Below are 19,558 nucleotides of genomic sequence, written 5' to 3' on the forward strand. Positions count from 1 at the left end.
ACCGTCGGCGCTGTGCGTTGCGGCCGTTTCAGGCGGGCGTTCAGGCCGCCGGACGGGCGATCACGCTGCGGGTTTCCATGCGCACTTCGGCGATGGTGACCTGCAAGGTGTCGCTCTGGCGGTAAACCACTTCACCCTTGATCTGCACGGTGCCGGTTTCCTGGCTGCACTGCATCTCGTCGCGCACCGCGTGAATAAACGGTGCCGGGATGAAGGCAACCGCACCATTGTCCAGCAGGCGCACGCGCAGGCCGCCGCGGGTCACGTCGATGATCTCGGCGTTGAAGCGGGTATCGGTACCGGCCTTGTCCTGCAGGAAGCGGGCGTACAGCCAGTCGCCGACGTCGCGCTCCGCCATGCGGTTCAGGCGGCGGCGTTCCGCCAGCTGCACCGTGACGTCATCCTGCGGTTTTTCTGCCGGCTGCTGGTTGATGATCGCCTTCAGCAAGCGATGGTTGACCATATCGCCGTATTTACGGATCGGCGATGTCCAGGTGGCGTAAGCCTCCAGACCCAGACCGAAGTGTGGCCCCGGCGTGGTGCTGATCTCGGCGAAGGTCTGGAAGCGGCGGATGCGGCTGTCGAGGAACTGGGTCGGCTGCGCATCCAGGTGGCGGCGCAGTTCGCAGAAACCGTCGAGGGTCAGCAGCTTCTCGGCCTCGGCTTCCACGCCGTTGGCCTGCAATACGGTGACCGCTTGCTCGACCAGAGCAGGATCGAAACCGGTGTGCACGTTGTACACGCCGAAGCCCAGGCGATCGCGCAGCACGATGGCGGCGCAGACGTTGGCGGCGATCATGCACTCTTCAACGATGCGGTTGGCGCTGCGGCGTTGCTCGGTAACGATCTCGAGCACGTCGCCTTTTTCACCCAGCACGAAGCGGTAGTCCGGGCGGTCTTTGAACACCAGCGCATGCTGATGGCGCCAGGCGTTGCGCGCGTCGCAAACGCGCTTCAGCAGGGTGATTTGTTGCGCGATGGCGTCGCTCGGCGGCTGCCAGCCGGCAATGCCTTCCAGCCAGTCGGAGACTTCGTCGTATACCAGCTTGGCTTTGGATTCGATCTCGGCGGCGAAGAACTGAATATCCTCGCCCAGCGCGCCGTCGGCGGCGATGGTTACGCGGCAAGCCAGCACCTGGCGGCGCTCGTTAGGGCGCAGCGAGCACAGGTTGTCCGACAGATCGCGCGGCAGCATCGGGATGTTGAAGCCCGGCAGGTAGTTGGTGAAGGCGCGCACGCGGGCGATATCGTCCAGCTTGCTGCCTTGTTCGACGTAGGCGGTCGGATCGGCGATGGCGATGGTCAACTGCAGCGAACCGTCGCCGTTGTCGGTCACATACAGCGCATCGTCCATGTCTTCGGTGCTGGCGCTGTCGATGGTGACGAATTCGAGCGCGGTCAGGTCTTCACGCACCAGCGCAGCGGCCGGCTCGCTGAGAGCCTGCATCTCCGGTGCCTCTTTCTCCAGGTTGTGACGCGCCAGCGTCACCCACCACGGGGCGAAATGGTCTTCACCTTCGGTGATAAAGTGGGTCAGATCGGCGTTGAAGCTGCGATCGCCTTTCAGCGGGTGACGGCGCATTTCCGCCACCGCCCAGTCGCCGGCCTGGAAGTTGTGGGTCAATTCACGCACCGGGCGGCACGGAATCGCATCTTTCAGCAACGGATGATCGGGCACGATGGACAGACGGTCGTCGCGCTTTTGCACGCGGCCGACAAAGCGCGACAGGAACGGCTCGACCAGGGTTTCCGGCTCGGCGATTTCGCGCTCTTTCTCGGTGTGCAGGGTGGCGATAATGCGATCCCCGTGCATGACTTTCTTCATGTACGGCGGCGGAATGAAGTAACTTTTTTGACCGTCTACTTCAAGAAAGCCAAAGCCTTTCTCAGTCCCTTTCACTACGCCTTCAACGCGCGGGGTCTGAGAGTGAAGTTGCTGTTTAAGCTGCGCCAGCAGCGGGTTATCTTGAAACATATCGTCCAGTGAATGGGTTGTGAGTGGCAAGATTTGCGGCTGACAGTTTTACGCGAATCACCCGCTGCGAGCAAGCCTAACGTCACGGAACCCCGCGTTGCCACGCGATTTTGCGCAAGAATGGTCAATCGGAGTGCTATCGATGGAAAACCCCGGCGCGAAGGCCGGGGTGGAGGGCGGGTGGCGATCAGTCCCGCAGCGGCGTCGGCTGCAGGATTTCAATCCAGTAATCGTCCGGATCGCGAATGAACGCCACGTAGTTCATACGGCCTTCATGCAGGCGCTTTTGGAAGGTGACGCCGAGGCGCTCAAACCGCTCGCAGGCGGCGCGCACGTCCGGCACCGTGACGCACAGGTGGCCAAAACCGCGCGGCTCACCGTTGCCGTTGTGGTAGTGGAAATCGGCCTGATTTTCGGTGCCGTGGTTATGGGTCAGCTCGAGAATGCCCGGCTGGCTCAGCGCCCAGCGTTTGCGCTCATCGTCGTCCTGCGGTATCTGTTCACGCGGGCTGCGTGTCAGGTAGCAGATGGTAAAAGCGGCTTCTTCGAACGTTTCCAGATAGACCGGGGTAAAGCCCAGCACGCGGGTGTAGAAATCCAGCGCTTTGGTCAGATCCTTCACGCGGATCATGGTGTGGTTGAACACGTAACCGTCGGTTACCGCGTCCGGTTGGGCCGCCACGCCGGGCAGCGTCAGTAGATCATTCAGTGGCATCAGAGATCCTCCTCAGGGTGTCGGCAGACTGTAGGTGAAATCGATGCTAATCTAAAGTGATTGTTTTTAACTAAAGCACTAACTAAAAGTGAATGATAGATGAAGCTGAGCCAGCTGAAGTTTTTCTGTACCGTGGTGGAGCACAAAACCATCGCCGCGGCCGCGCGCGAGCTGCACTGCGTGCCTTCCAACGTCACGCTGCGGCTGCGCGAACTAGAGGAGTCGCTGGGCGGCGAACTGTTTTTCCGCGACAAGAATCGGCTGTACGTCAATCCCAAAGGGCGGCTGTTCTATCAGCAGGCGCGCGACATTGTGGCGCAGGCGGAGCGCAGCAAGCAGCTGTTCGCCGGCGAGCATCAGCGTGGGCTGCTGAACCTCGGGGCGCTGGATTTCTCGCTGGTCAGCCATTTGCCGGCGCGCATTGCCCGGCTGCGCCGTTTACAGCCTCATCTGCACATCAACGTGCTGAGCCGCGACTCGCTGGTGCTGGAACGCATGCTGATCGACAGCGATCTCGACCTGGCGATCACCGACGGCCCGATTGAACATCCGCTGCTCGCCAGCCAAAAGGCATTCGATGAACGGCTGGTATTGTTGATGCCGGCCGATGCAGGGGAACCCGACGCCGCCACGCTGGCGCCGCTGGAGTTTTACACGTTCAGCCGCGAATGTTCGTTTCGTCTGAAGGTGGATCACTGGCTGGCCTCGCGTGGGCTGAAACCGCGCATGACGCTGGAAATGGAGTCTTATACCGCGATGGCGGCCTGCGTACAGGCCGGTTGTGGTGTCGCCTGCGTCCCCGGTTCGTTGCTGCCGCTGATCTTGCCGGCGCCGGGGCTGAAGGTGGTGGAAATGGGCGAAGAGGGGCTGAGCGACCTGTATTTCGTCTGGCGACGGCATCAGCTGTCGGACGAGTTGCAGACCATCCTGGGGATATTGGCGCACCCGGCGTGAACCGGGCGCGCATTTTCAGGCGATGCGCAGCGAAGGTTGCTGTTCGCTGCGGCGGATCACCACCGGAATCGACTTCGAGGTCGGGGTACCGGTACCGTCGCCGAAGCTGGCCAGTGGCACCAGCGGGTTGGTTTCCGGGTAGTAGGCCGCCAGGTTGCCACGCGGAATGTCGTAACTCACCAGCTTGAACCCGTCCACTTTGCGCACCACGCCGTCGTTCCACAGGGTTTCTATCTGTACCCGTTCGCCATCCTGCAGGCCCAGCGCCGCCAGATCCTCCGGATGGATGAACAACACTTCACGTTGACCGTAAACGCCGCGGTAGCGGTCATCCAGACCATAGATGGTGGTGTTGTACTGATCGTGCGAGCGCAGCGTTTGCAGGGTGAACGGCGCTTTCTCGCTGCCCAGCTGTGGGAACAGGGTGGTCGGCAGCGCGGCGGCGCTGAATTCCGCCTTGCCGCTCGGCGTGGCGAAGCGCAGTTCGGCGGCGGCATTGCCGAGGTAGAAACCGCCGGGCTGGTCGCAGCGCCGGTTGAAATCTTCGAAGCCGGGAATGGTAGCGGCGATGTGATCGCGGATCAGCGAATAGTCGTCGGCCAATTCCAGCCAGTCCAGCTGCTGGGTGCCCAGCACCGCGTCGGCGATGCCGCAGACGATCGCCGTCTCCGAACGTTGGGTCTCCGCCAGCGGCTTGCCGATGCCTTCCGAGGCGTGGACCATGCTGAACGAATCCTCGACCGTAATGTACTGCGAGCCGCTGGCCTGCATGTCCAGCTCGGTGCGGCCGAGCGTCGGCAGGATCAGCGCGTCTTTACCGGTCACCAGATGGCTGCGGTTAAGCTTGGTGCTGATATGCACCGTCAAATCGCAGTTGCGCAGGGCGCGGGCGGTGCGTTCGGTGTCCGGCGCCGCGGCGGCCAGGTTGCCGCCCAGCGCGATCAGCACTTTCACTTCGCCGCGCAGCATCGCTTCGATCGCTTCCACCGTGTTGTGGCCCAGCGCGCGATTGGCGGTGAAGTTAAAGTGGCGCTCCAGGCTGTCGAGCAGCGCCTTCGGCGACTTCTCGTCGATCCCCATGGTGCGGTTACCCTGGACGTTGCTGTGGCCGCGTACCGGGCACAGGCCGGCGCCCGGTTTGCCCAACTGCCCGAACAGCAGCTGCAGGTTGGTGATTTCACGCACCGTCGCAATAGAGTGTTTATGCTGAGTCACGCCCATCGCCCAGGTGCAGATCACCCGTTCGGCGCCCTGATAGGTGGCCGCCGCCTGGCGCAGCTGCGCCTCGCTCAGGCCCGACTGCGCGGTAATGGTCTGCCACTCGGTGGCGTCTACCTGCGCCAGGTAAGCCTCCACGCCGACGCTGTGCCGTTCGATAAACGCCAGGTCGAACAGGGCGGGCTCGCCGGAGGCTAAACGCTGACGGTGGGTTTCCAGCAGGGCTTTCACCATGCCGCGCACCGCCGCCATATCGCCGCCCAGATTCGGCTGGTAATAGGAAGAGCTGATCGGCGAGGATTTTGGCGTCAGCATCTGTACCGGATCCTGCGGATCGGCGAACCTTTCCAGCCCGCGCTCGCGCAGGGTGTTGAAGCTGACGATGCGCGCGCCGCGTCGGGCGGCGTTCTTCAGGCTGTGCAGCATGCGCGGGTGGTTGGTGCCGGGGTTTTGGCCAAACACGAAGATGGCGTCGGCCTTTTCGAAGTCATCGATGCGGATGGTGCCTTTGCCGACGCCGATGCTCTGCTTCAGCCCGACGCCGCTCGCCTCGTGGCACATATTGGAGCAGTCGGGGAAATTGCTGGTGCCGAGCATGCGGCCGAACAGCTGATAAAGGTATGACGCTTCGTTGCTGGCGCGGCCCGAGGTATACAGCTCGATCTGGTTCGGGTTGTCCATGCCGTTGATGTGTTTGGCGATCAGCGCCAGCGCGTCCGGCCAATGGATAGGTTCATAGTGGTCGGTTTCGGCGTTGTAGCGCATCGGATGGGTGAGGCGACCCTGATACTCGAGGAAATAGTCGCTCTGCTGCTGCAGCGTGCTGACGCTGTGGGCGGCGAAGAACTCAGGCTCCACGGCGCTGCGCGTCGCTTCCCAACTGACCGCTTTGGCGCCGTTTTCGCAGAAGCTGAAGGTGCTGTGATTGTCGTCGCCCCAGGCACAACCGGGGCAGTCGAAGCCGCGAGCTTTGTTGACGCGCATCAGGTTGCGCATGTTTTTTAGCGTTTGTTTACTGTCGAGGACAAAGCGGGTGGTGGCTTCAAGCGAACCCCAGCCGCCCGCCGGGCCGGTATAAGGCTTGATTGACGGTTTGAATTTCATGGTGACACTTCGCAGGTGGTTGTAGCTAAAAAGTAAACGCTTTTTTATGCGTCTTGCGTATTTATGTCACAAGTTTAGGGGCGCTGCGGGGTGGCGTCTAATCGAATGGGGCAATGGCGGCATAGAGCGCATCTATCGCCGGCGGGCGGTGCCGTAAACAAATGGTTGCATAAAGACACCCGCTGCAAAAGAGTAATGGTTTCGTCTGAAAGTGAATTCATGCAGTCTATCTCGCGGATTATATTGGCATTTTATTCAGCCTGCGGGCCTGAGGAACACAGCGTGAAGCGTTCAGTATCAGTGGTAATCGGCGGCATATTGCTGCCTTTAGCGGCGCAGGCGGCGGAAACGACGCCCAATTTTCCTACCATGGCCCCGCCGGCGATAGACGCCGCCTCTTACGTTTTGATGGATTACACCACCGGCCAGGTGTTGGCCGCCGGCAATGCCGACGAACGGCGCAACCCGGCCAGCCTGACCAAACTCATGACCGGGTTGGTGATCGACCACGCGCTCGATCAGCACAAGATTGGCCTCGACGATGTCGTCACCGTGGGGAAAGACGCCTGGGCGCAGGGCAACCCGGTGTTCAAAGGATCTTCGTTGATGTTCCTGAAGCCAGGTGACAGGGTCACGGTTCGCGATCTCAGCCGCGGTATCATCATCGATTCCGGCAACGACGCCTGCGTAGCGATGGCGGATTATGTGGCGGGCAGTCAGGCCAACTTCGTCAAGCTGATGAACGAGAAGAGCGCGCAGCTGGGCCTGCAGAACACCCATTTCGAAACGGTACACGGGCTGGATGCGCCGGGGCAGTTCACCACCGCCGGCGATCTGGCGGTGATTGCGCGCGCCATCATCATGAGTGAACCGGCGGAATACCATATGTACAGCGAGAAGTCGCTGACCTGGAATGGTATCACGCAGCAGAACCGCAATGGCCTGCTGTGGGATAAGACGCTGCACGTCGATGGGCTGAAAACCGGGCACACCGCCTCGGCCGGCTTCAACATCATCGCCTCCGCCACCGAAGGGGATCGCCGCCTGATTGCCGTGGTGATGGGCGGCAAAAGCGCTAAAGGGCGTGAGGAGCAGGCGCGTAAGCTGTTGACTTGGGGGCTGAGCGACTTTGCCACCGTACATCTGTTCAGCGCCGGCCAGAGTCTGGGGGAAGAGCCGGTCTGGTACGGCGAGAATCACCGGTTACCGGTCGGTAGCGCGCAAGAGCAGTCGCTCAGCCTGCCGAAAAGCGAGGCGGACAAGCTGAAGGCGCAGTACGTGATCAATACCGCACGGCTGGAAGCGCCGATTGGCAAAGGGCAGACCGTTGGCGAGATCCGCATCAGCGACAATGGCCAGGTGGTGAAAACCTTGCCGCTGGTGGCGCTGCAGGCGGTGCCGCAGGGCGGCGTGTTCTCGCGCCTGGTGGATTACGTGAAGCTGAAGCTCTGACTCGCCGGGCGGACGAAGGTGCCCGGTGGTATACTGGTGCGAATGCCGATCATTGAGCCGCGCTATGGATATTAAACAACTGATTTATTTGTGTAATTTAGAACGAGAACGTCACTTCGGCCGGGCGGCGGAGGCCAGCTTCGTTAGCCAGCCGACGCTATCCATGCGATTGAAAAATCTGGAAAAAGAGCTGGGCGTTTCGCTGATTAACCGCGGCAACCATTTCGGCGGTTTTACCGCCGAAGGCGAGCGGGTGCTGGCGTGGGCCCGTGAGATCGTCTCGGTTTACCAGGGGCTGAAGCTGGAGGTGGAGTCGCTCAAGCACGGCTTGCACGGCACGCTGCGCCTTGGCGTGGTGCCGCAGTGCAGTATCTCGGTATCGGAAATGCTCAAGGCGGTCAGCGAGCGTTACCCGCATCTCGATTACCGGCTGGCGGTGCTGAGCGCCGATCAGCTGCTGGAGGCGCTGACGGCGCATACCGTTGACATCGGCATCGGCTTTTTCGAGCTGTCGACCTTAAAGGAGCTGCACTTCCAATCGCAACCGCTGGTGGAAACCGGCGTCGAGCTGGTATTTCATCCGCAACACTTTCCGAAGCTGGTGGGCGATACGCCGTTGCCGCTGGAGGCGGTTGCCGCTTTGCCGCTGTGCCTGGCCGAGCCGACGCGTTATTTCCGCCGCTATCTCGATCAACACTTCCGCGACGCCGGGTTGACGTTGCACACGCGGCTGGAGACCGCCTCGATCTTCCAACTGCTGGAGGGGATTTTCGTCGGCCTGGGCTGCGGGTTGTTTCCGCGCGGCCAGCTGCAATCGCCGCTGATGCCGGCGTTGCAGCGCCGTCCGGTGGCCATCGGCGCCATGCCGCGTCATGCGGCGGTGGTGGTCGATATGGCAGAGCGCGCCACGCCGTTGGCGCAAAAATTCTTCGACGCCGCCAGCGAGTGGCTGCGTCAGCAGAATGTCTAAAACGCGGCGTATCACGGCCGGTAATCAGGCCGCGTAGCGGTCTTCAGTCGGCGGCGATGAAAGGCTCCGCATCGCCCAGCGTTTGGCGCAGCCGATTTTCCCAGGCGTAGAGCGCGGCGGTGAGGATCACTTCCAGTGCCTGCGCCTGATTCAGGCCGCTGTTGAACAATGGCTGCACGCTCTGCGGGGTAAATTTCTCCGGTGCGCGCGTCAGCTCGGCGGCGGAGTGGATCACCGCGCGTTTGACCGTGTCCTCGGTAGATGCCAATCCCTGAGGCAGCCCGGCGAACATCGCCTGTACCAATCCGTCATCCTGCAATTCATGCGCCACCGTGGCCGCGCAGTAGCGGCTGCCGTTGATGCGCGAGACCGCCAGCGTCGCCAGCGCTTTCAATCGGCTCGACAACCCATATCCTTCGGCATTGATGCCGTTAAACACGCCGTTGCGCTCACGCAGTGCGGCGGCATCGTGCGCCAGCAGCAGGTAATAAGATTCGGCGCGAGCCTGCGGGTGGCTCTGATCCAGCACGTCAAGCTGTTCGGCGGCGGCGGCTTCCGTGTCGATTGGCGGCAGGCGCGCAGTCCAGCTTAACTCTTCGGCACTGAAAGCGACGCCATCGGCATCTTCGACGTTCGGGAAACCGGGCACTACCACCGCCGGTCGGCCGGCCAACGCCGCTACGCCCGCCACCACGCGCGCTTGGTAACTGACAAAACCGATGACCTGCGAAAAGGTGACGATATCCGCCGGGCTCAGCCCGACGTCGCCAAGCTGCTGCAGCGCTCTGCGGCAAATCAGCGTGGGCTGGCTGGCGAGCTGGCGGGCGTATTGGGTGATCTGGGCGAGGCGGATATTGCTTTCCCGGGAGGCGTCCGGGCTGTGCAGCGGGGCGAGGCGGGCGGCGTAGTGGCTACAGAGCGACTGCACACCGGTCACCTGAGCGACGGTCAGCGCGGTGCTGAGGCGATCATAGGGTGACAATGTCACGTATCGTGATAGCGACACCTGGTCGGGAAACAGGGCGTGGTAACCGGCCAGCGAGGCGTTGAATACCCCGGCGCGGGCGCCGAGCGCAGCGTTTAACGCTTCATCGGCGAAGGCGCCCAGCCCCAGCAGAAAACGATCGCGCAGGGTAGCCGCCTGCGGCTCCAGCGGCGCATCGCCCCGCACGCTGCTTTGGGTTTCGTGATACCACTGGGCATTATGTTGTCGACGGAGTCGTTCCATAGGGTCAATCCTTAATCATGAGCAACAGCCACCGGTGCGTGCGGCAGCGGCGGCTGGACAAAGAGTCAACATGCCCGCAGGCGGGGCGAAAGGCAGATTTAGCGCAGCTCATCGCAGCACAGCGCGTGGCCGTAAGGCGGCCAGCGTGAGCAGAAACTGCGTGAGGCGGCGATGGCGAAGGCTGTTCATCAGTGCGATATCCTGTCGTATGAGAGGCTCAACGTAGGGGATATCCTCACCGATCGCCCTGGCGAGATAAAATAATGTTACGGACTAATCAATAACTGAAAGGAATAAAATATAAGGATATATAACAAGAATGTAATTTGTATGTGCGCTTTCTCGCTAAGCGGCAGGCACGCGCGGCAATAAAAAACCCGCCGCAGCGGGTTTGCATGTACAGCCGTGGCTCAAAAACGCCCGCCGTCGCGTCGCCAGGCGTCGGCGGTCAGCGCCTCGCCGAAGTGGCTGGCGATAAGGCGCTTGGTCAATTCGTGCAGCGGCGCCGCCAATACCTCGGCGGTGCTGCCGCGCTCGACGATTTCCCCTTCGTGCATCACCAGCACCTGGTCGCTGATATGCTTCATCATGCCGAGGTGCTGGGTGACATAGATATAGGAAATACCGTGTTTTTCCTGCAGCTCCAGCATCAGGTTGATGATTTGCGAGCGCATCGACATGTCCAGCGAGGCCAGCGCCTCATCGGCGACGATCACTTTCGGCTGCAGGATCAGCGCACGCGCCAGCGCGACGCGCTGTTTCTGCCCGGAAGCCAGCATGTGCGGATAGTAGTAGGCGTGATCCGGCAGCATGCCGACCTGGCGCAATGTCTGGTTGATGCGCTGCTCGCGCTCGGCGGGTTCCAGACTGGTGTTCAGCCGCAGCGGCGCGTCCAGCAGCTGGCCGATGCGCTGGCGCGGATTGAGCGAGGTGCTCGGATCCTGAAAAATCATGCGAATGCGCTGGCTGCGATAGCGATAATCGCCGAATTCCAGCGGATGATCGTCGATCAGCAGTTCGCCGGCGGTCGGTTCCACCATGCCGGAGAGCATCTTCGCCAGCGTGGATTTGCCGGAGCCGTTCTCGCCGATTACCGCCAGCGTCTGGCCTTCGCGCAGGGTAAAGCTGACCGATTTCACCGCCTCGACGTGCTGGCGGCGGAACAGCCCGGTGCGGTAGCGGTAGGTTTTGCTCAGGTTGCGCACTTCCAACAGCGTTTCCATGTTATTGCTCCTCCATGTTCAGCGGGAAGTGGCAGGCAAAGAAGTGGTTTTTGACCGGGCGCAGGCGCGGTGTTTCGATGCACTTCTTCTGTGCGTAAGGGCAGCGCGGCCCCAGACGGCAGCCGATCGGCAGGTGTTCCAGCGAAGGAATGGCACCCGGCAGCGTGTTCAACCGGCTCTTGTGCGGCAGCGAGCGGCCGAAGTCCGGCATAGCGCGGATCAGCGCCTGGGTGTAAGGGTGGTGCGGCGCCGCCAGCAGCTCTTCGCACTGGGCGCTTTCCACCGTTTGCCCGCAGTACAGCACGTTCACCCGGTCGGCCCACTTGCTCATCATCTGCAAATCGTGGCTGATCAGCAGGATGGTGGTGTTGTTGTTCTGATTGAGGCGCGCCAACAGGCGGAAAATCTGCGCCTGGGTGGTCGGCTCCATGGCGTTGGTCGGCTCATCGGCGATCAGCAGGCGCGGCTGGTTGGCCAGCGCGATGGCGATCATCACTTTCTGGCACTCACCTTCGGTCAGCTCGTACGGGAAGCTGCCCATGATGTCGTCGTGATCCTTAATGCCGACGCGGTGCAGCAGTTCGATGGCGCGGCGTTTGCGCCAGTTGAAGCGCTGCCACCAGCGGCCCTTGTAGGTCCAGCCCGGAATGGCCTGCGCCAGCTGGCGGCCGATGCTTTCGGAAGGATCCAGACAGGACTGCGGCTCCTGGAAAATCATCGAGACGTTGTGGCCCACCAGCCTGCGCCGCTCGCGCGGGCTCAGCTGCAGCAGATCGATGTCGTCGAAGCGGAAACGGTCGGCGGTGACGCGCCAGTTGTCTTTGGTTACGCCGCAGATGGCTTTGGCGATCAGGCTCTTGCCGGAGCCCGATTCGCCCACCAGGCCGCGCACCTCGCCCTCGGTCAGCGTCATGCTGACGCGATCGACCGCCTTGACCGGCCCTTCGGCGGTCATAAATTCAATCGTTAGATTGCGGATATCGAGTAACGGCATTATTCCACCCCGGCATTGATTGCGCGGCGCATACCGTCGCCTAACAGGTTAACCAGCAGCACGCTGACGAGGATGGCCGCGCCGGGCAGCATCACCGTCCAGGGCGCGACGTACACCAGCTCGAGCGAATCGCCGAGCATCGCTCCCCATTCCGGCGAAGGCAGCTGCGCGCCGAGATCGAGGAAGCCAAGCGCGGCGATATCCAAAATGGCCATCGACAGCGCGCGGGTGAACTCGGTCACCAGCACCGCCGCAATGTTCGGCATCACTGCGTACCACAGGATCTGCAGCGTGGAAGCGCCGTCGAGCCGCGCCGCCACCACGTATTCTTTATCCAGCTCGTCGTGCACCGCGCTGTAGATGGTGCGCACCATGCGCGGCAGCAAGGCGAGCCATACCGCCAGCATGGCGTGTTCAAGTTTGGGGCCGATAAACGCCACCACCACGATCGCCAGCAGCAGCGAGGGAATGGACAGCAGGGTATCGAGAATGTGGTTGAGCACCGCCGAGCGCAGCCCGTGAGTGACGCCGGCGAACACGCCGAGGATCACCCCGCAGAACGCCGCAGCCAGCGTCACCGCCAGCGCCGAGCCGAAGGTGGCAGCGGTGCCGGTCAGTAGCCGGCTGAGGATGTCGCGCCCGAGATCGTCGGTGCCGAGAAAGAACGACACGTTGCCATAGCGCGACCAGGAAGGCGGCAGCAGCTGATAACCGAGGAACTGCTGATCCAGCGCGTAGGGCGCCAGCAGGCTACCGAACAGCGACAGCAGCAGCAGGGCGATCACGCCGTAAAAACCGATCATCGCCAGCGCGTCGCCGTAGAAAATCCGCCAGGTGTAGCGCAGCGGGCTCGGCATCTTTTTCTCGCGGTATACGTTATCGAAGGGCATACCATTCCTTATGTTTCAGCGGGTTGGTTGCCGCACCCAGAATGTCGGCCAGGACGTTAATGGTGATCACCAGCGTGCCGACCACCATGACGCCGGCGGAGATCGCCGCATAGTCCTGCTGGCGAATGGCGTTGATCAGCCACCGGCCGAGGCCCGGCCAGCTGAACACCACTTCGGTGATCATCGCCAGCGTGAGCATGGTGGAGAACTGCAGCCCCAGCTTGGGCACGATCGGCGGCAGCGCATTGTGCAACACGTGGCGGCGAATGATGGTGAAGCGCGACAGGCCGCGGGTGGCGGCGGCCTTGATGTAGTTTTGGCTCAGCACGTCGTCGGTGCTGATGCGCATCAGGCGCACCACTTCGGTGGTGGGCGCCACCGCCAGCGCGGCGATCGGCAGGATCATGTGGCGCAGGGCGCTGCCGATCATCTCGGCGCGGTATGGCGAGTCCGACAGCCAGGCGTCAATCAGCGCGAACCCGGTGATCGGCTTCACCTGATACAGCAGGTCGAAACGGCCGGAAACCGGCAGCCAGCCCAGGTGCAGCGAGAAGAACAGCATCAGCAGCAGCGCCAGCCAGAACACCGGCATCGAAAAGCCCAGCAGCGCGAAGGTGCTGATGGCGGTGTCCTGCCATTTGCCGCGCAGCACGCCGGCGATGATGCCCAGCGGAATGCCGATAAACAGCGCCAGGGCGAAGGCCAGCAGGCACAGTTCCATGGTAGCCGGGAACACTTCGCGCAGCTGTTCGCTGATCGCCTGGCCGTTGATGCTGGAGACGCCGAAGTCCCAGTGCAGCAGGCTGACGAAGTAGAACTGATAGGCGTCCAGCAGGGCGGCGCCGTTCAGCGGCGCGCGCGGCGTGAAATAGCTCAGGCTGAAGCTGACCAGCGTCAGGAAGAACAGCGTGATCAGCAGCAGCAGAATGCGGCGCAGGGTAAAGATAATCACTTTTTCACCTCCGGCGCGGATTCACGGTACACCCCGGCGAACGAGGCGTTGCCGAACGGGCTCAGCACCAATCCCTTGATGTCGTAGCGGTAGGCCTGCAGCCGCAGGGAAGAGGCCAGCGGCAGCACCGGCAGTTGCTGCTCGAGGATCTTCTGCGCCTTGCGGTAGTTGTCGATGCGCTGAGACAGCTGCTGCGACAACAGCGCGTTCTGCAACACCTCGTCGAAGCCCGGGTCACACCAGTGAGCATAGTTGGTTTGCGAACGGATTGCCGCGCAGCTCAGCAGCGGCCGGAAGAAGCTGTCCGGGTCGTTGCTGTCGGTGGCCCAGCCGGTCAGGGTCAGATCGTGGTTCATCTCCATCAGGCGCGCCTCCTGGAAGCGCCCCTCTACCGGCACGATGGTGACGTTGATGCCCACCTGGCCGAGATCGGCCTGGATCAGCTCGGCGGTTTTCAGCGGGCTCGGGTTGTAAGATTGCGAGGCGGTCGGCACCCACAGCTTCAGGTTCAGTTGGCCGACGCCGGCCTGCCGCAGCATTTCGCGTGATTTGGCCGGATCGTACTCGGTGACGTGCGCGTCGTTGTCATAGGCCCAGGAGGCGCGCGGCAGGATTGAGGCGGCGGTTTCCGCCGTGCCGTAATAGATCGACTGCATCAACCGCTGGTTGTTGATCGCCAGCGAGATCGCCTGGCGCACGTTGAGGTTGTCGAGCGGCGGTTTGCGGGTGTTGAACGCCAGGTAGGCGATGTTCATCCCCGGGCGTAGCGTCAGGCGCAGGCGCGGATCGTCGCGCAGGATAGACAGCTGGCTGGCCGCCGGATAGGCCAGCACGTCGCATTCGCCGGTCAGCAGCTTGGAAAGGCGGCCGGTGCCGCCTGCGCCCAGATCGATCACCACCTGCGGCATGCGCGGCAAGCCTTTCCAGTAGGCGGCGTTGCGCGCCAGGCGAATATATTGCCCCGAGCGGTATTCATTGAGCAGGAACGGGCCGCTGCCGACCGGCTCGCGGTCGATCAGCTCCTGGTGGCCTTCGCGCGTCAGCGTGTCGGCGTATTCAGCGGACAGCACCGGCGCGTAGTGGGTCGCCAGGTGCCACAGGAACGAGGCGTCCGGCGACTGCAGGCGGATCTCCACCGTGTAGTCGTCGAGCTTTCTCACGCTCTGCACCGAATCACCGAACTGCAGGCTGTCGAAATAGGGGTATTCGCCGCCGTTGACGTCGTGATACGGGTGTTTTTGGTCAAATACGCGCGCGAAGCTGAACACCACGTCGTCGGCGTTCATCTTGCGGGTGGGCGTGAACCAGGCGGTGGTCTGGAACGGCACGTCCTTGCGCAGATGGAAACGGTAGGTGGCGCCGTTGTCCAACACTTCCCAGCTTTGCGCCAGCTCGGGGATCAGCCGGTAGGTGTAGGGATCGACATCCAGCAGACGATCGTACAGCTGGGCGGCCAGGGTATCCACCGTCAGGCCGCTGCTGGCCATTTGCGGGTTAAAGGTATTCAGTATGCCGCTGACGCAATAGACAAAGCCGCTCTGGCGAATGTCCGGCAGCGGCGCCGCGGCGGGCGCGGGCGGTGTTGTCGCGGCCAAGGCGGAGCCGGTAAAGCACAACGACACTATCCAAAGGGGTAAACCACGCATAGGGGCTCATGGGTTAATCAGCAATAGCGTTAGTGTATCGCACTCTGACCGGCAGCCCAATCCATTGAGCAAAATCGCTGAGTTTTCTGCTACTTGATTAATCAGGTCGCCCAACGGCGTGAAAAAAATCTCATTTGATATGTTATAACATAACAAAATCATGATACCGTTCCCCGGCAAAGTCACAATAACGCAAGGGGATGTATGAACGAAGTTGCACTTCCACCACGCCGTTCGCTGCCGGACGCTCAGGCATGGCGCGGCGAAATGAGTGATGTCGGGCTCGATTGGGTCGGGATGCAAGGGATCGCACTGCCGCTGGAGCTGGCCGGCAAGCCACTGATGGCCAAAGTCGACGCCGGCATCAACCTGCGCGCCGAAGCGGCGGGCGAACGCGGTATTCACATGTCGCGCCTGTATCTGGCGCTGGATGAATTGACGCAGGGCGAGCTGACGCCGCAGCGCATCGGCCGAACGCTGCAGGCCTTTCTGGATTCGCAGCCGGAACACAGCGATCGCGCCAAACTGGCGATCGGCGGCGAGCTGCTGTTGTCTCGCCCGGCGTTGCTGTCGCCGCAGCGCGGCTGGAAGGCTTACCCGCTGCGCATCGAGGCGACCCTGACGAACACGCTGACGCTGGCGCTGACCGTCGGTGTGCCTTACTCCTCTACCTGCCCGAGTTCGGCGGCGCTCAGCCGTCAGTTGGCGCAGCAACAGTTTCAGTTTGATTTTGAACAGGCGGCGGAGCGGATCAGCCAACGCCAGGTGAGCGAGTGGCTGTTGGAGCAGGGAATGCCGGCCACCCCTCACAGCCAGCGCAGCTGGGCCTGGGTCACCGTGACGCCCGAGAATGAACGGGCGTTCGAACCGGTGAAATTGATCGACCGCATCGAACACGCGCTGGGCACGCCGGTACAAACGCTGGTGAAACGCCGCGACGAGCAGGCCTTCGCGCTGGCCAACGGTCAGAACCTGATGTTTTGCGAAGATGCGGCGCGCCGTCTGTATCGCATGCTGCGCAGCCAGTGCGATTACCGCGCCTTCTCGCTGCGCGTCGAGCATCAGGAGAGCCTGCATGCCCACAATGCGGTGGCGGAGTTGAGCTGGCGGGGAGAAAATCATGTTGCGTAAAAATCCCAGCGGCCATCTGCCGCAGGTCTCGCCGCTGGCCTACATCGATCCCACCGCCATTATTTGCGGCCGGGTGATCGTCGAAGATTTCGTTTACGTCGGCCCTTATGCGGTGATCCGCGCCGACGAGTTGAACGCCGCCGGCGACATGGAGCCGATCGTCATCGGCTCGCACTCCAATATTCAGGACGGCGTGGTGATCCACTCCAAGAGCGGGGCGGCGGTCACCATTGGCCGTTACAGCTCGATTGCCCACCGCGCCATCGTCCACGGTCCGTGTCGCATCGACGATCGGGTGTTTATCGGTTTCAACAGCGTGCTGTTCAACTGCCACATCCAGTCCGGCTGCGTGGTGCGTTACAACGCGGTGGTGGACGGCGTGACGCTGCCGGAAAACCGCTATATCCCCTCGACCGAGCGCGTAGGGCCGGACAGCGACCTGTCGCGCTATCGCCAGGTCGATCGCGGCGCGCTGCAGTTTTCGGAAGAAGTGGCCGCCACCAACGTCGAGCTGGTGCGCGGTTACCAGGCATTACGCAATGAATTTTAATGAGGCTCCCATGAAACAACTTCCCGTGACCGTGCTTTCCGGCTTTCTCGGCGCCGGCAAAACCACGGTGCTGAACCACATTCTGAACAACCGGCAGGGCATGCGCGTGGCGGTGATCGTCAACGATATGAGTGAGGTGAACATCGACGCCGCGCTGGTGGAAAATGCCGTGCATCTTGATCGCCAGGAAGAGAAGCTGGTGGAGATGAGCAACGGCTGCATTTGCTGCACGCTGCGCGAAGACCTGCTGGTATCGGTGCGTGAGCTGGCGCAGGACGGGCGTTTCGATTACCTGCTGATCGAATCGAGCGGCATCTCCGAGCCGCTGCCGGTGGCGGAAACCTTTACCTTTGAGGACGAAAAGGGCGAAAGCCTGTCGCAGTTCGCCCGGCTGGATACCCTGGTGACGGTGGTCGACGGGGTGAATTTCATCCAGCAGTACCAGCAGGCGCAAAGCCTGCAGGAGGCCGGCCAAAGCCTGGGCGAGGACGATCTGCGCAGCGTGGCGGATCTGCTGATTGAGCAAATTGAGTTCTGCGACGTGATCCTGGTCAGCAAGACCGATCTGTTGACGCCAGCCCAGCAGGGCGAAGTGATGGCGCTGCTGGCCAGCCTGAACCCCGATGCCCGCATTGTGCCGATCGCGCCGGGCAAACTGCCGCTGGAGGCGGTGCTGAATACCGGCAGCTTCAGCTTTGAAAAGGCGCAGCAGGCGCCCGGCTGGCTGAAAGAGCTGCGCGGCGAACACGTGCCGGAAACGGAAAACTACGGCATCAGCAGCTTCGTCTACCAGGCGCGGCGGCCGTTTGCGCCGGACAAGTTTTACCGCGTGATCAACGGCGATTGGGGCGGCGGCAAGTTGCTGCGCTCGAAAGGCTTTTTCTGGCTGGCGACGCGGCCGCGGCAGGCCGGGCAGTGGAGCCAGGCAGGGGGCATCGCCCACTACGGCCTCGCGGGCACCTTTTGGCGCGCCATTCCGCAAGATAATTGGCCGCAGGATCCCGAAGCGCGGGCGCACATTCAGGAAAAATGGGTGGAGCCGTTCGGCGATATGCGCCAGGAACTGGTGTTTATCGGCCAGCATTTGCAGCAGGCGACGATCGTGCGTATGCTGGACGACTGCCTGCTGAGCGACGATGAAATGGCCGCCGGCGTGGGCTATTGGCTGGACATGGCAGACCCGTTCCCTGAGTGGTAATTGCGCAATCTTCGTGTGGTAATGAGAAAAATTCTCAACAAAGTGCTTTACAGACGATACTGATAACTATTATCATCGCCTGGCAGTTCACGGAAGGCCACAGTTTGCGGCTCTGATGTGGAAGGCACGACATTGCTCACATTGCTTCCAGTGTTTTTTAAGCCAGCTCGGGTGCTGGCTTTTTTTTTGCCTGTCTAAGACCGGAAACCTCGCTTGGCGAGCCGCCATGATCCACTTCTCTTCTCTTTGCGCCGCGTAACCTGGACGATCTCGACAGAAGTTCGGGGTTTCATGCATTCACAGTCACGTGACGGAATTTCATACTTCTTCTCATCGACGCGCTGGCTGCGTTTGGCCGGTCACTGTTAACCGTGAGGAGAATGCCTGTGATTACCCAACAAACCCCCATCAAGTCAGGATTTGGGCCCAAAACGACCGCCGGCGAGGTGCTCGCAGGCCTGGATCTGTCAGGCTCGCAGGCTATCGTCACCGGTGGTCATTCAGGTCTCGGTCTGGAGACGACGCTGGCGCTGGCCGGTGCCGGCGCACGTGTCATCGTTGCTTGCCGGGCACCGGCGGCAGCCAAAGAGGTGTTAGGACAGAGCGCCGGCGTCGAGATCGCCGAACTCGATCTCGCCGATTTGAACAGCGTGCGCCGCTTCGCCGCTGACTTTTCCGCATCGAGCCTACGGGCGGATATTGTCATCAACAACGCCGGAGTGATGGCATGCCCGGAGGCGCGGGTGGGGCAAGGTTGGGAAAGGCAGTTCGCCACCAACCACCTCGGCCACTATGCGCTGACCAACTTGCTGTGGCCGGCCATTGCCGATGGAGGGCGGGTGGTCACCGTCTCCTCCGCCGGGCATCACCATTCGGCGATCCGTTGGGAAGATGTGCAGTTCGAACGCGGTTACGACAAGTGGCTGGCGTACGGTCAGTCGAAGACGGCGAATGCCCTGTTCGCCGTCAGGTTGGATCTTCTGGGCCGCTCGCGGGGGATCCGCGCATTTAGCCTTCATCCTGGCAGTATTGCCACGCCGCTGCAGCGGCACATATCGAGAGCAGAGATGATAGCCCTGGGCTGGATGGACGAAGACGGCAATCCGGCCGATCCCGACGCTCTTAAAACGCCTCAGCAGGGGGCCGCTACTCAGGTGTGGGCCGCCACTTCACCGCAATTGCAAGGTTTGGGGGGCCTTTACTGCGAGGATGGTGATATTGCCGGCATCGCCCCGCACGACAGCCAGGCGCTGGTCGGCGTGAAGGAATACGCGATCGACCCGGAACAGGCGCAGCGTTTGTGGGCGCTTTCGGCATCGCTGACCGGCATTGATGCTTTCGCCTGACCAGGCCGCTAA

The 19,558-nt window shown here is 62.0% G+C and carries 16 protein-coding genes; 7 read left to right on the plus strand and 9 right to left on the minus strand.

Features of this window, described 5'->3' with window-relative positions:
- Nucleotides 1-40 precede the first annotated feature (40 nt).
- Nucleotides 41-1,975, minus strand: coding sequence for an exoribonuclease II (locus tag AWX27_RS00065; protein ID WP_060418556.1), 1,935 nt, complete (start codon nt 1,973-1,975; stop codon nt 41-43).
- Nucleotides 1,976-2,162: 187 nt separating this feature from the next.
- Nucleotides 2,163-2,690, minus strand: a complete 528-nt coding sequence (gene gloA / locus AWX27_RS00070) for a lactoylglutathione lyase (protein WP_015378023.1) — start codon at nt 2,688-2,690, stop codon at nt 2,163-2,165.
- A 99-nt stretch (nt 2,691-2,789) separates the two neighbouring features.
- Here gloA and AWX27_RS00075 point away from each other — a divergent pair, with 99 nt between their 5' ends.
- Nucleotides 2,790-3,644 carry a LysR family transcriptional regulator gene (locus AWX27_RS00075; RefSeq protein ID WP_060418559.1) on the plus strand — a complete coding sequence of 285 codons (855 nt, stop codon included), beginning with the start codon at nt 2,790-2,792 and terminating at the stop codon, nt 3,642-3,644.
- Between the two features lie 15 nt (nt 3,645-3,659).
- Here the strand turns inward: AWX27_RS00075 and AWX27_RS00080 are convergent, their stop codons facing one another.
- Nucleotides 3,660-5,966, minus strand: a complete 2,307-nt coding sequence (locus AWX27_RS00080; RefSeq protein WP_060418562.1) for an FdhF/YdeP family oxidoreductase — start codon at nt 5,964-5,966, stop codon at nt 3,660-3,662.
- Between the two features lie 282 nt (nt 5,967-6,248).
- Here AWX27_RS00080 and dacD point away from each other — a divergent pair, with 282 nt between their 5' ends.
- Nucleotides 6,249-7,418: a serine-type D-Ala-D-Ala carboxypeptidase DacD gene (gene dacD / locus AWX27_RS00085; protein ID WP_060418565.1), complete on the plus strand. Its 1,170-nt coding sequence runs from the start codon at nt 6,249-6,251 to the stop codon at nt 7,416-7,418.
- 64 nt (nt 7,419-7,482) lie between these two features.
- Nucleotides 7,483-8,388: a LysR family transcriptional regulator gene (locus tag AWX27_RS00090; protein WP_025303008.1), complete on the plus strand. Its 906-nt coding sequence runs from the start codon at nt 7,483-7,485 to the stop codon at nt 8,386-8,388.
- Between the two features lie 43 nt (nt 8,389-8,431).
- On the opposite strand, the gene AWX27_RS00095 is transcribed toward AWX27_RS00090, so the two are convergent.
- The 6 genes from AWX27_RS00095 to sapA all read right to left on the minus strand — a co-directional run bounded on the left by AWX27_RS00095 (nt 8,432) and on the right by sapA (nt 15,321).
- Nucleotides 8,432-9,616, minus strand: coding sequence for a CMD domain-containing protein (locus AWX27_RS00095; RefSeq protein WP_060418568.1), 1,185 nt, complete (start codon nt 9,614-9,616; stop codon nt 8,432-8,434).
- A 410-nt stretch (nt 9,617-10,026) separates the two neighbouring features.
- Nucleotides 10,027-10,839, minus strand: a complete 813-nt coding sequence (gene sapF / locus AWX27_RS00100; protein WP_033648455.1) for a putrescine export ABC transporter ATP-binding protein SapF — start codon at nt 10,837-10,839, stop codon at nt 10,027-10,029.
- Between the two features lies 1 nt (nt 10,840).
- Complete coding sequence (sapD, locus tag AWX27_RS00105; RefSeq protein WP_019452674.1) at nt 10,841-11,833, minus strand: putrescine export ABC transporter ATP-binding protein SapD; 993 nt, start codon at nt 11,831-11,833, stop codon at nt 10,841-10,843.
- Nucleotides 11,833-12,723, minus strand: coding sequence for a putrescine export ABC transporter permease SapC (gene sapC, locus AWX27_RS00110; protein ID WP_060418571.1), 891 nt, complete (start codon nt 12,721-12,723; stop codon nt 11,833-11,835). The genes sapD and sapC overlap by 1 nt, the downstream gene beginning before the upstream one ends.
- Nucleotides 12,710-13,675, minus strand: coding sequence for a putrescine export ABC transporter permease SapB (gene sapB, locus AWX27_RS00115; RefSeq protein ID WP_004930575.1), 966 nt, complete (start codon nt 13,673-13,675; stop codon nt 12,710-12,712). Before sapB ends, sapC begins: the two co-directional genes overlap by 14 nt.
- Nucleotides 13,672-15,321, minus strand: coding sequence for an ABC transporter substrate-binding protein SapA (sapA, locus tag AWX27_RS00120; RefSeq protein ID WP_060418574.1), 1,650 nt, complete (start codon nt 15,319-15,321; stop codon nt 13,672-13,674). Before sapA ends, sapB begins: the two co-directional genes overlap by 4 nt.
- 204 nt (nt 15,322-15,525) lie before the next feature.
- Between sapA and folE2 the strand changes: the two genes are divergently transcribed.
- From folE2 to AWX27_RS00140, 4 genes are all read left to right on the plus strand, one after another.
- On the plus strand, nt 15,526-16,452 hold the full coding sequence (gene folE2 / locus AWX27_RS00125) for a GTP cyclohydrolase FolE2 (RefSeq protein WP_060418577.1): 927 nt from the start codon (nt 15,526-15,528) through the stop codon (nt 16,450-16,452).
- A complete protein-coding gene (locus AWX27_RS00130) occupies nt 16,442-17,002 on the plus strand; it encodes an LbetaH domain-containing protein (protein ID WP_025303003.1) in 561 nt (186 codons plus the stop codon). Before folE2 ends, AWX27_RS00130 begins: the two co-directional genes overlap by 11 nt.
- Nucleotides 17,003-17,012: 10 nt before the next feature.
- Nucleotides 17,013-18,200 (plus strand): zinc metallochaperone GTPase ZigA, encoded by a 1,188-nt coding sequence (gene zigA, locus AWX27_RS00135; protein ID WP_060418580.1) that lies wholly within the window; start codon nt 17,013-17,015, stop codon nt 18,198-18,200.
- Nucleotides 18,201-18,580: 380 nt separating this feature from the next.
- On the plus strand, nt 18,581-19,546 hold the full coding sequence (locus AWX27_RS00140; RefSeq protein ID WP_060418582.1) for an SDR family NAD(P)-dependent oxidoreductase: 966 nt from the start codon (nt 18,581-18,583) through the stop codon (nt 19,544-19,546).
- Nucleotides 19,547-19,558 lie beyond the last annotated feature (12 nt).

It is taken from the genome of Serratia sp. 2880STDY5682894, assembly GCF_001537385.1.
Taxonomy (GTDB): domain Bacteria; phylum Pseudomonadota; class Gammaproteobacteria; order Enterobacterales; family Enterobacteriaceae; genus Serratia; species Serratia nevei.

Excerpts from the sequence above, each read along its gene's own strand:
- sapD (WP_019452674.1), bottom strand. The coding sequence starts at position 11,833 with ATGCCGTTACTCGATATCCGCAATCTAACGATTGAATTTATGACCGCC.
- sapC (WP_060418571.1), bottom strand. The coding sequence starts at position 12,723 with ATGCCCTTCGATAACGTATACCGCGAGAAAAAGATGCCGAGCCCGCTG.
- AWX27_RS00075 (WP_060418559.1), top strand. The coding sequence starts at position 2,790 with ATGAAGCTGAGCCAGCTGAAGTTTTTCTGTACCGTGGTGGAGCACAAA.
- sapA (WP_060418574.1), bottom strand. The coding sequence starts at position 15,321 with ATGCGTGGTTTACCCCTTTGGATAGTGTCGTTGTGCTTTACCGGCTCC.
- zigA (WP_060418580.1), top strand. The coding sequence starts at position 17,013 with ATGAAACAACTTCCCGTGACCGTGCTTTCCGGCTTTCTCGGCGCCGGC.
- AWX27_RS00140 (WP_060418582.1), top strand. The coding sequence starts at position 18,581 with ATGCCTGTGATTACCCAACAAACCCCCATCAAGTCAGGATTTGGGCCC.
- AWX27_RS00130 (WP_025303003.1), top strand. The coding sequence starts at position 16,442 with ATGTTGCGTAAAAATCCCAGCGGCCATCTGCCGCAGGTCTCGCCGCTG.
- AWX27_RS00095 (WP_060418568.1), bottom strand. The coding sequence starts at position 9,616 with ATGGAACGACTCCGTCGACAACATAATGCCCAGTGGTATCACGAAACC.
- AWX27_RS00080 (WP_060418562.1), bottom strand. The coding sequence starts at position 5,966 with ATGAAATTCAAACCGTCAATCAAGCCTTATACCGGCCCGGCGGGCGGC.
- AWX27_RS00065 (WP_060418556.1), bottom strand. The coding sequence starts at position 1,975 with ATGTTTCAAGATAACCCGCTGCTGGCGCAGCTTAAACAGCAACTTCAC.
- folE2 (WP_060418577.1), top strand. The coding sequence starts at position 15,526 with ATGAACGAAGTTGCACTTCCACCACGCCGTTCGCTGCCGGACGCTCAG.
- AWX27_RS00090 (WP_025303008.1), top strand. The coding sequence starts at position 7,483 with ATGGATATTAAACAACTGATTTATTTGTGTAATTTAGAACGAGAACGT.
- sapF (WP_033648455.1), bottom strand. The coding sequence starts at position 10,839 with ATGGAAACGCTGTTGGAAGTGCGCAACCTGAGCAAAACCTACCGCTAC.
- gloA (WP_015378023.1), bottom strand. The coding sequence starts at position 2,690 with ATGCCACTGAATGATCTACTGACGCTGCCCGGCGTGGCGGCCCAACCG.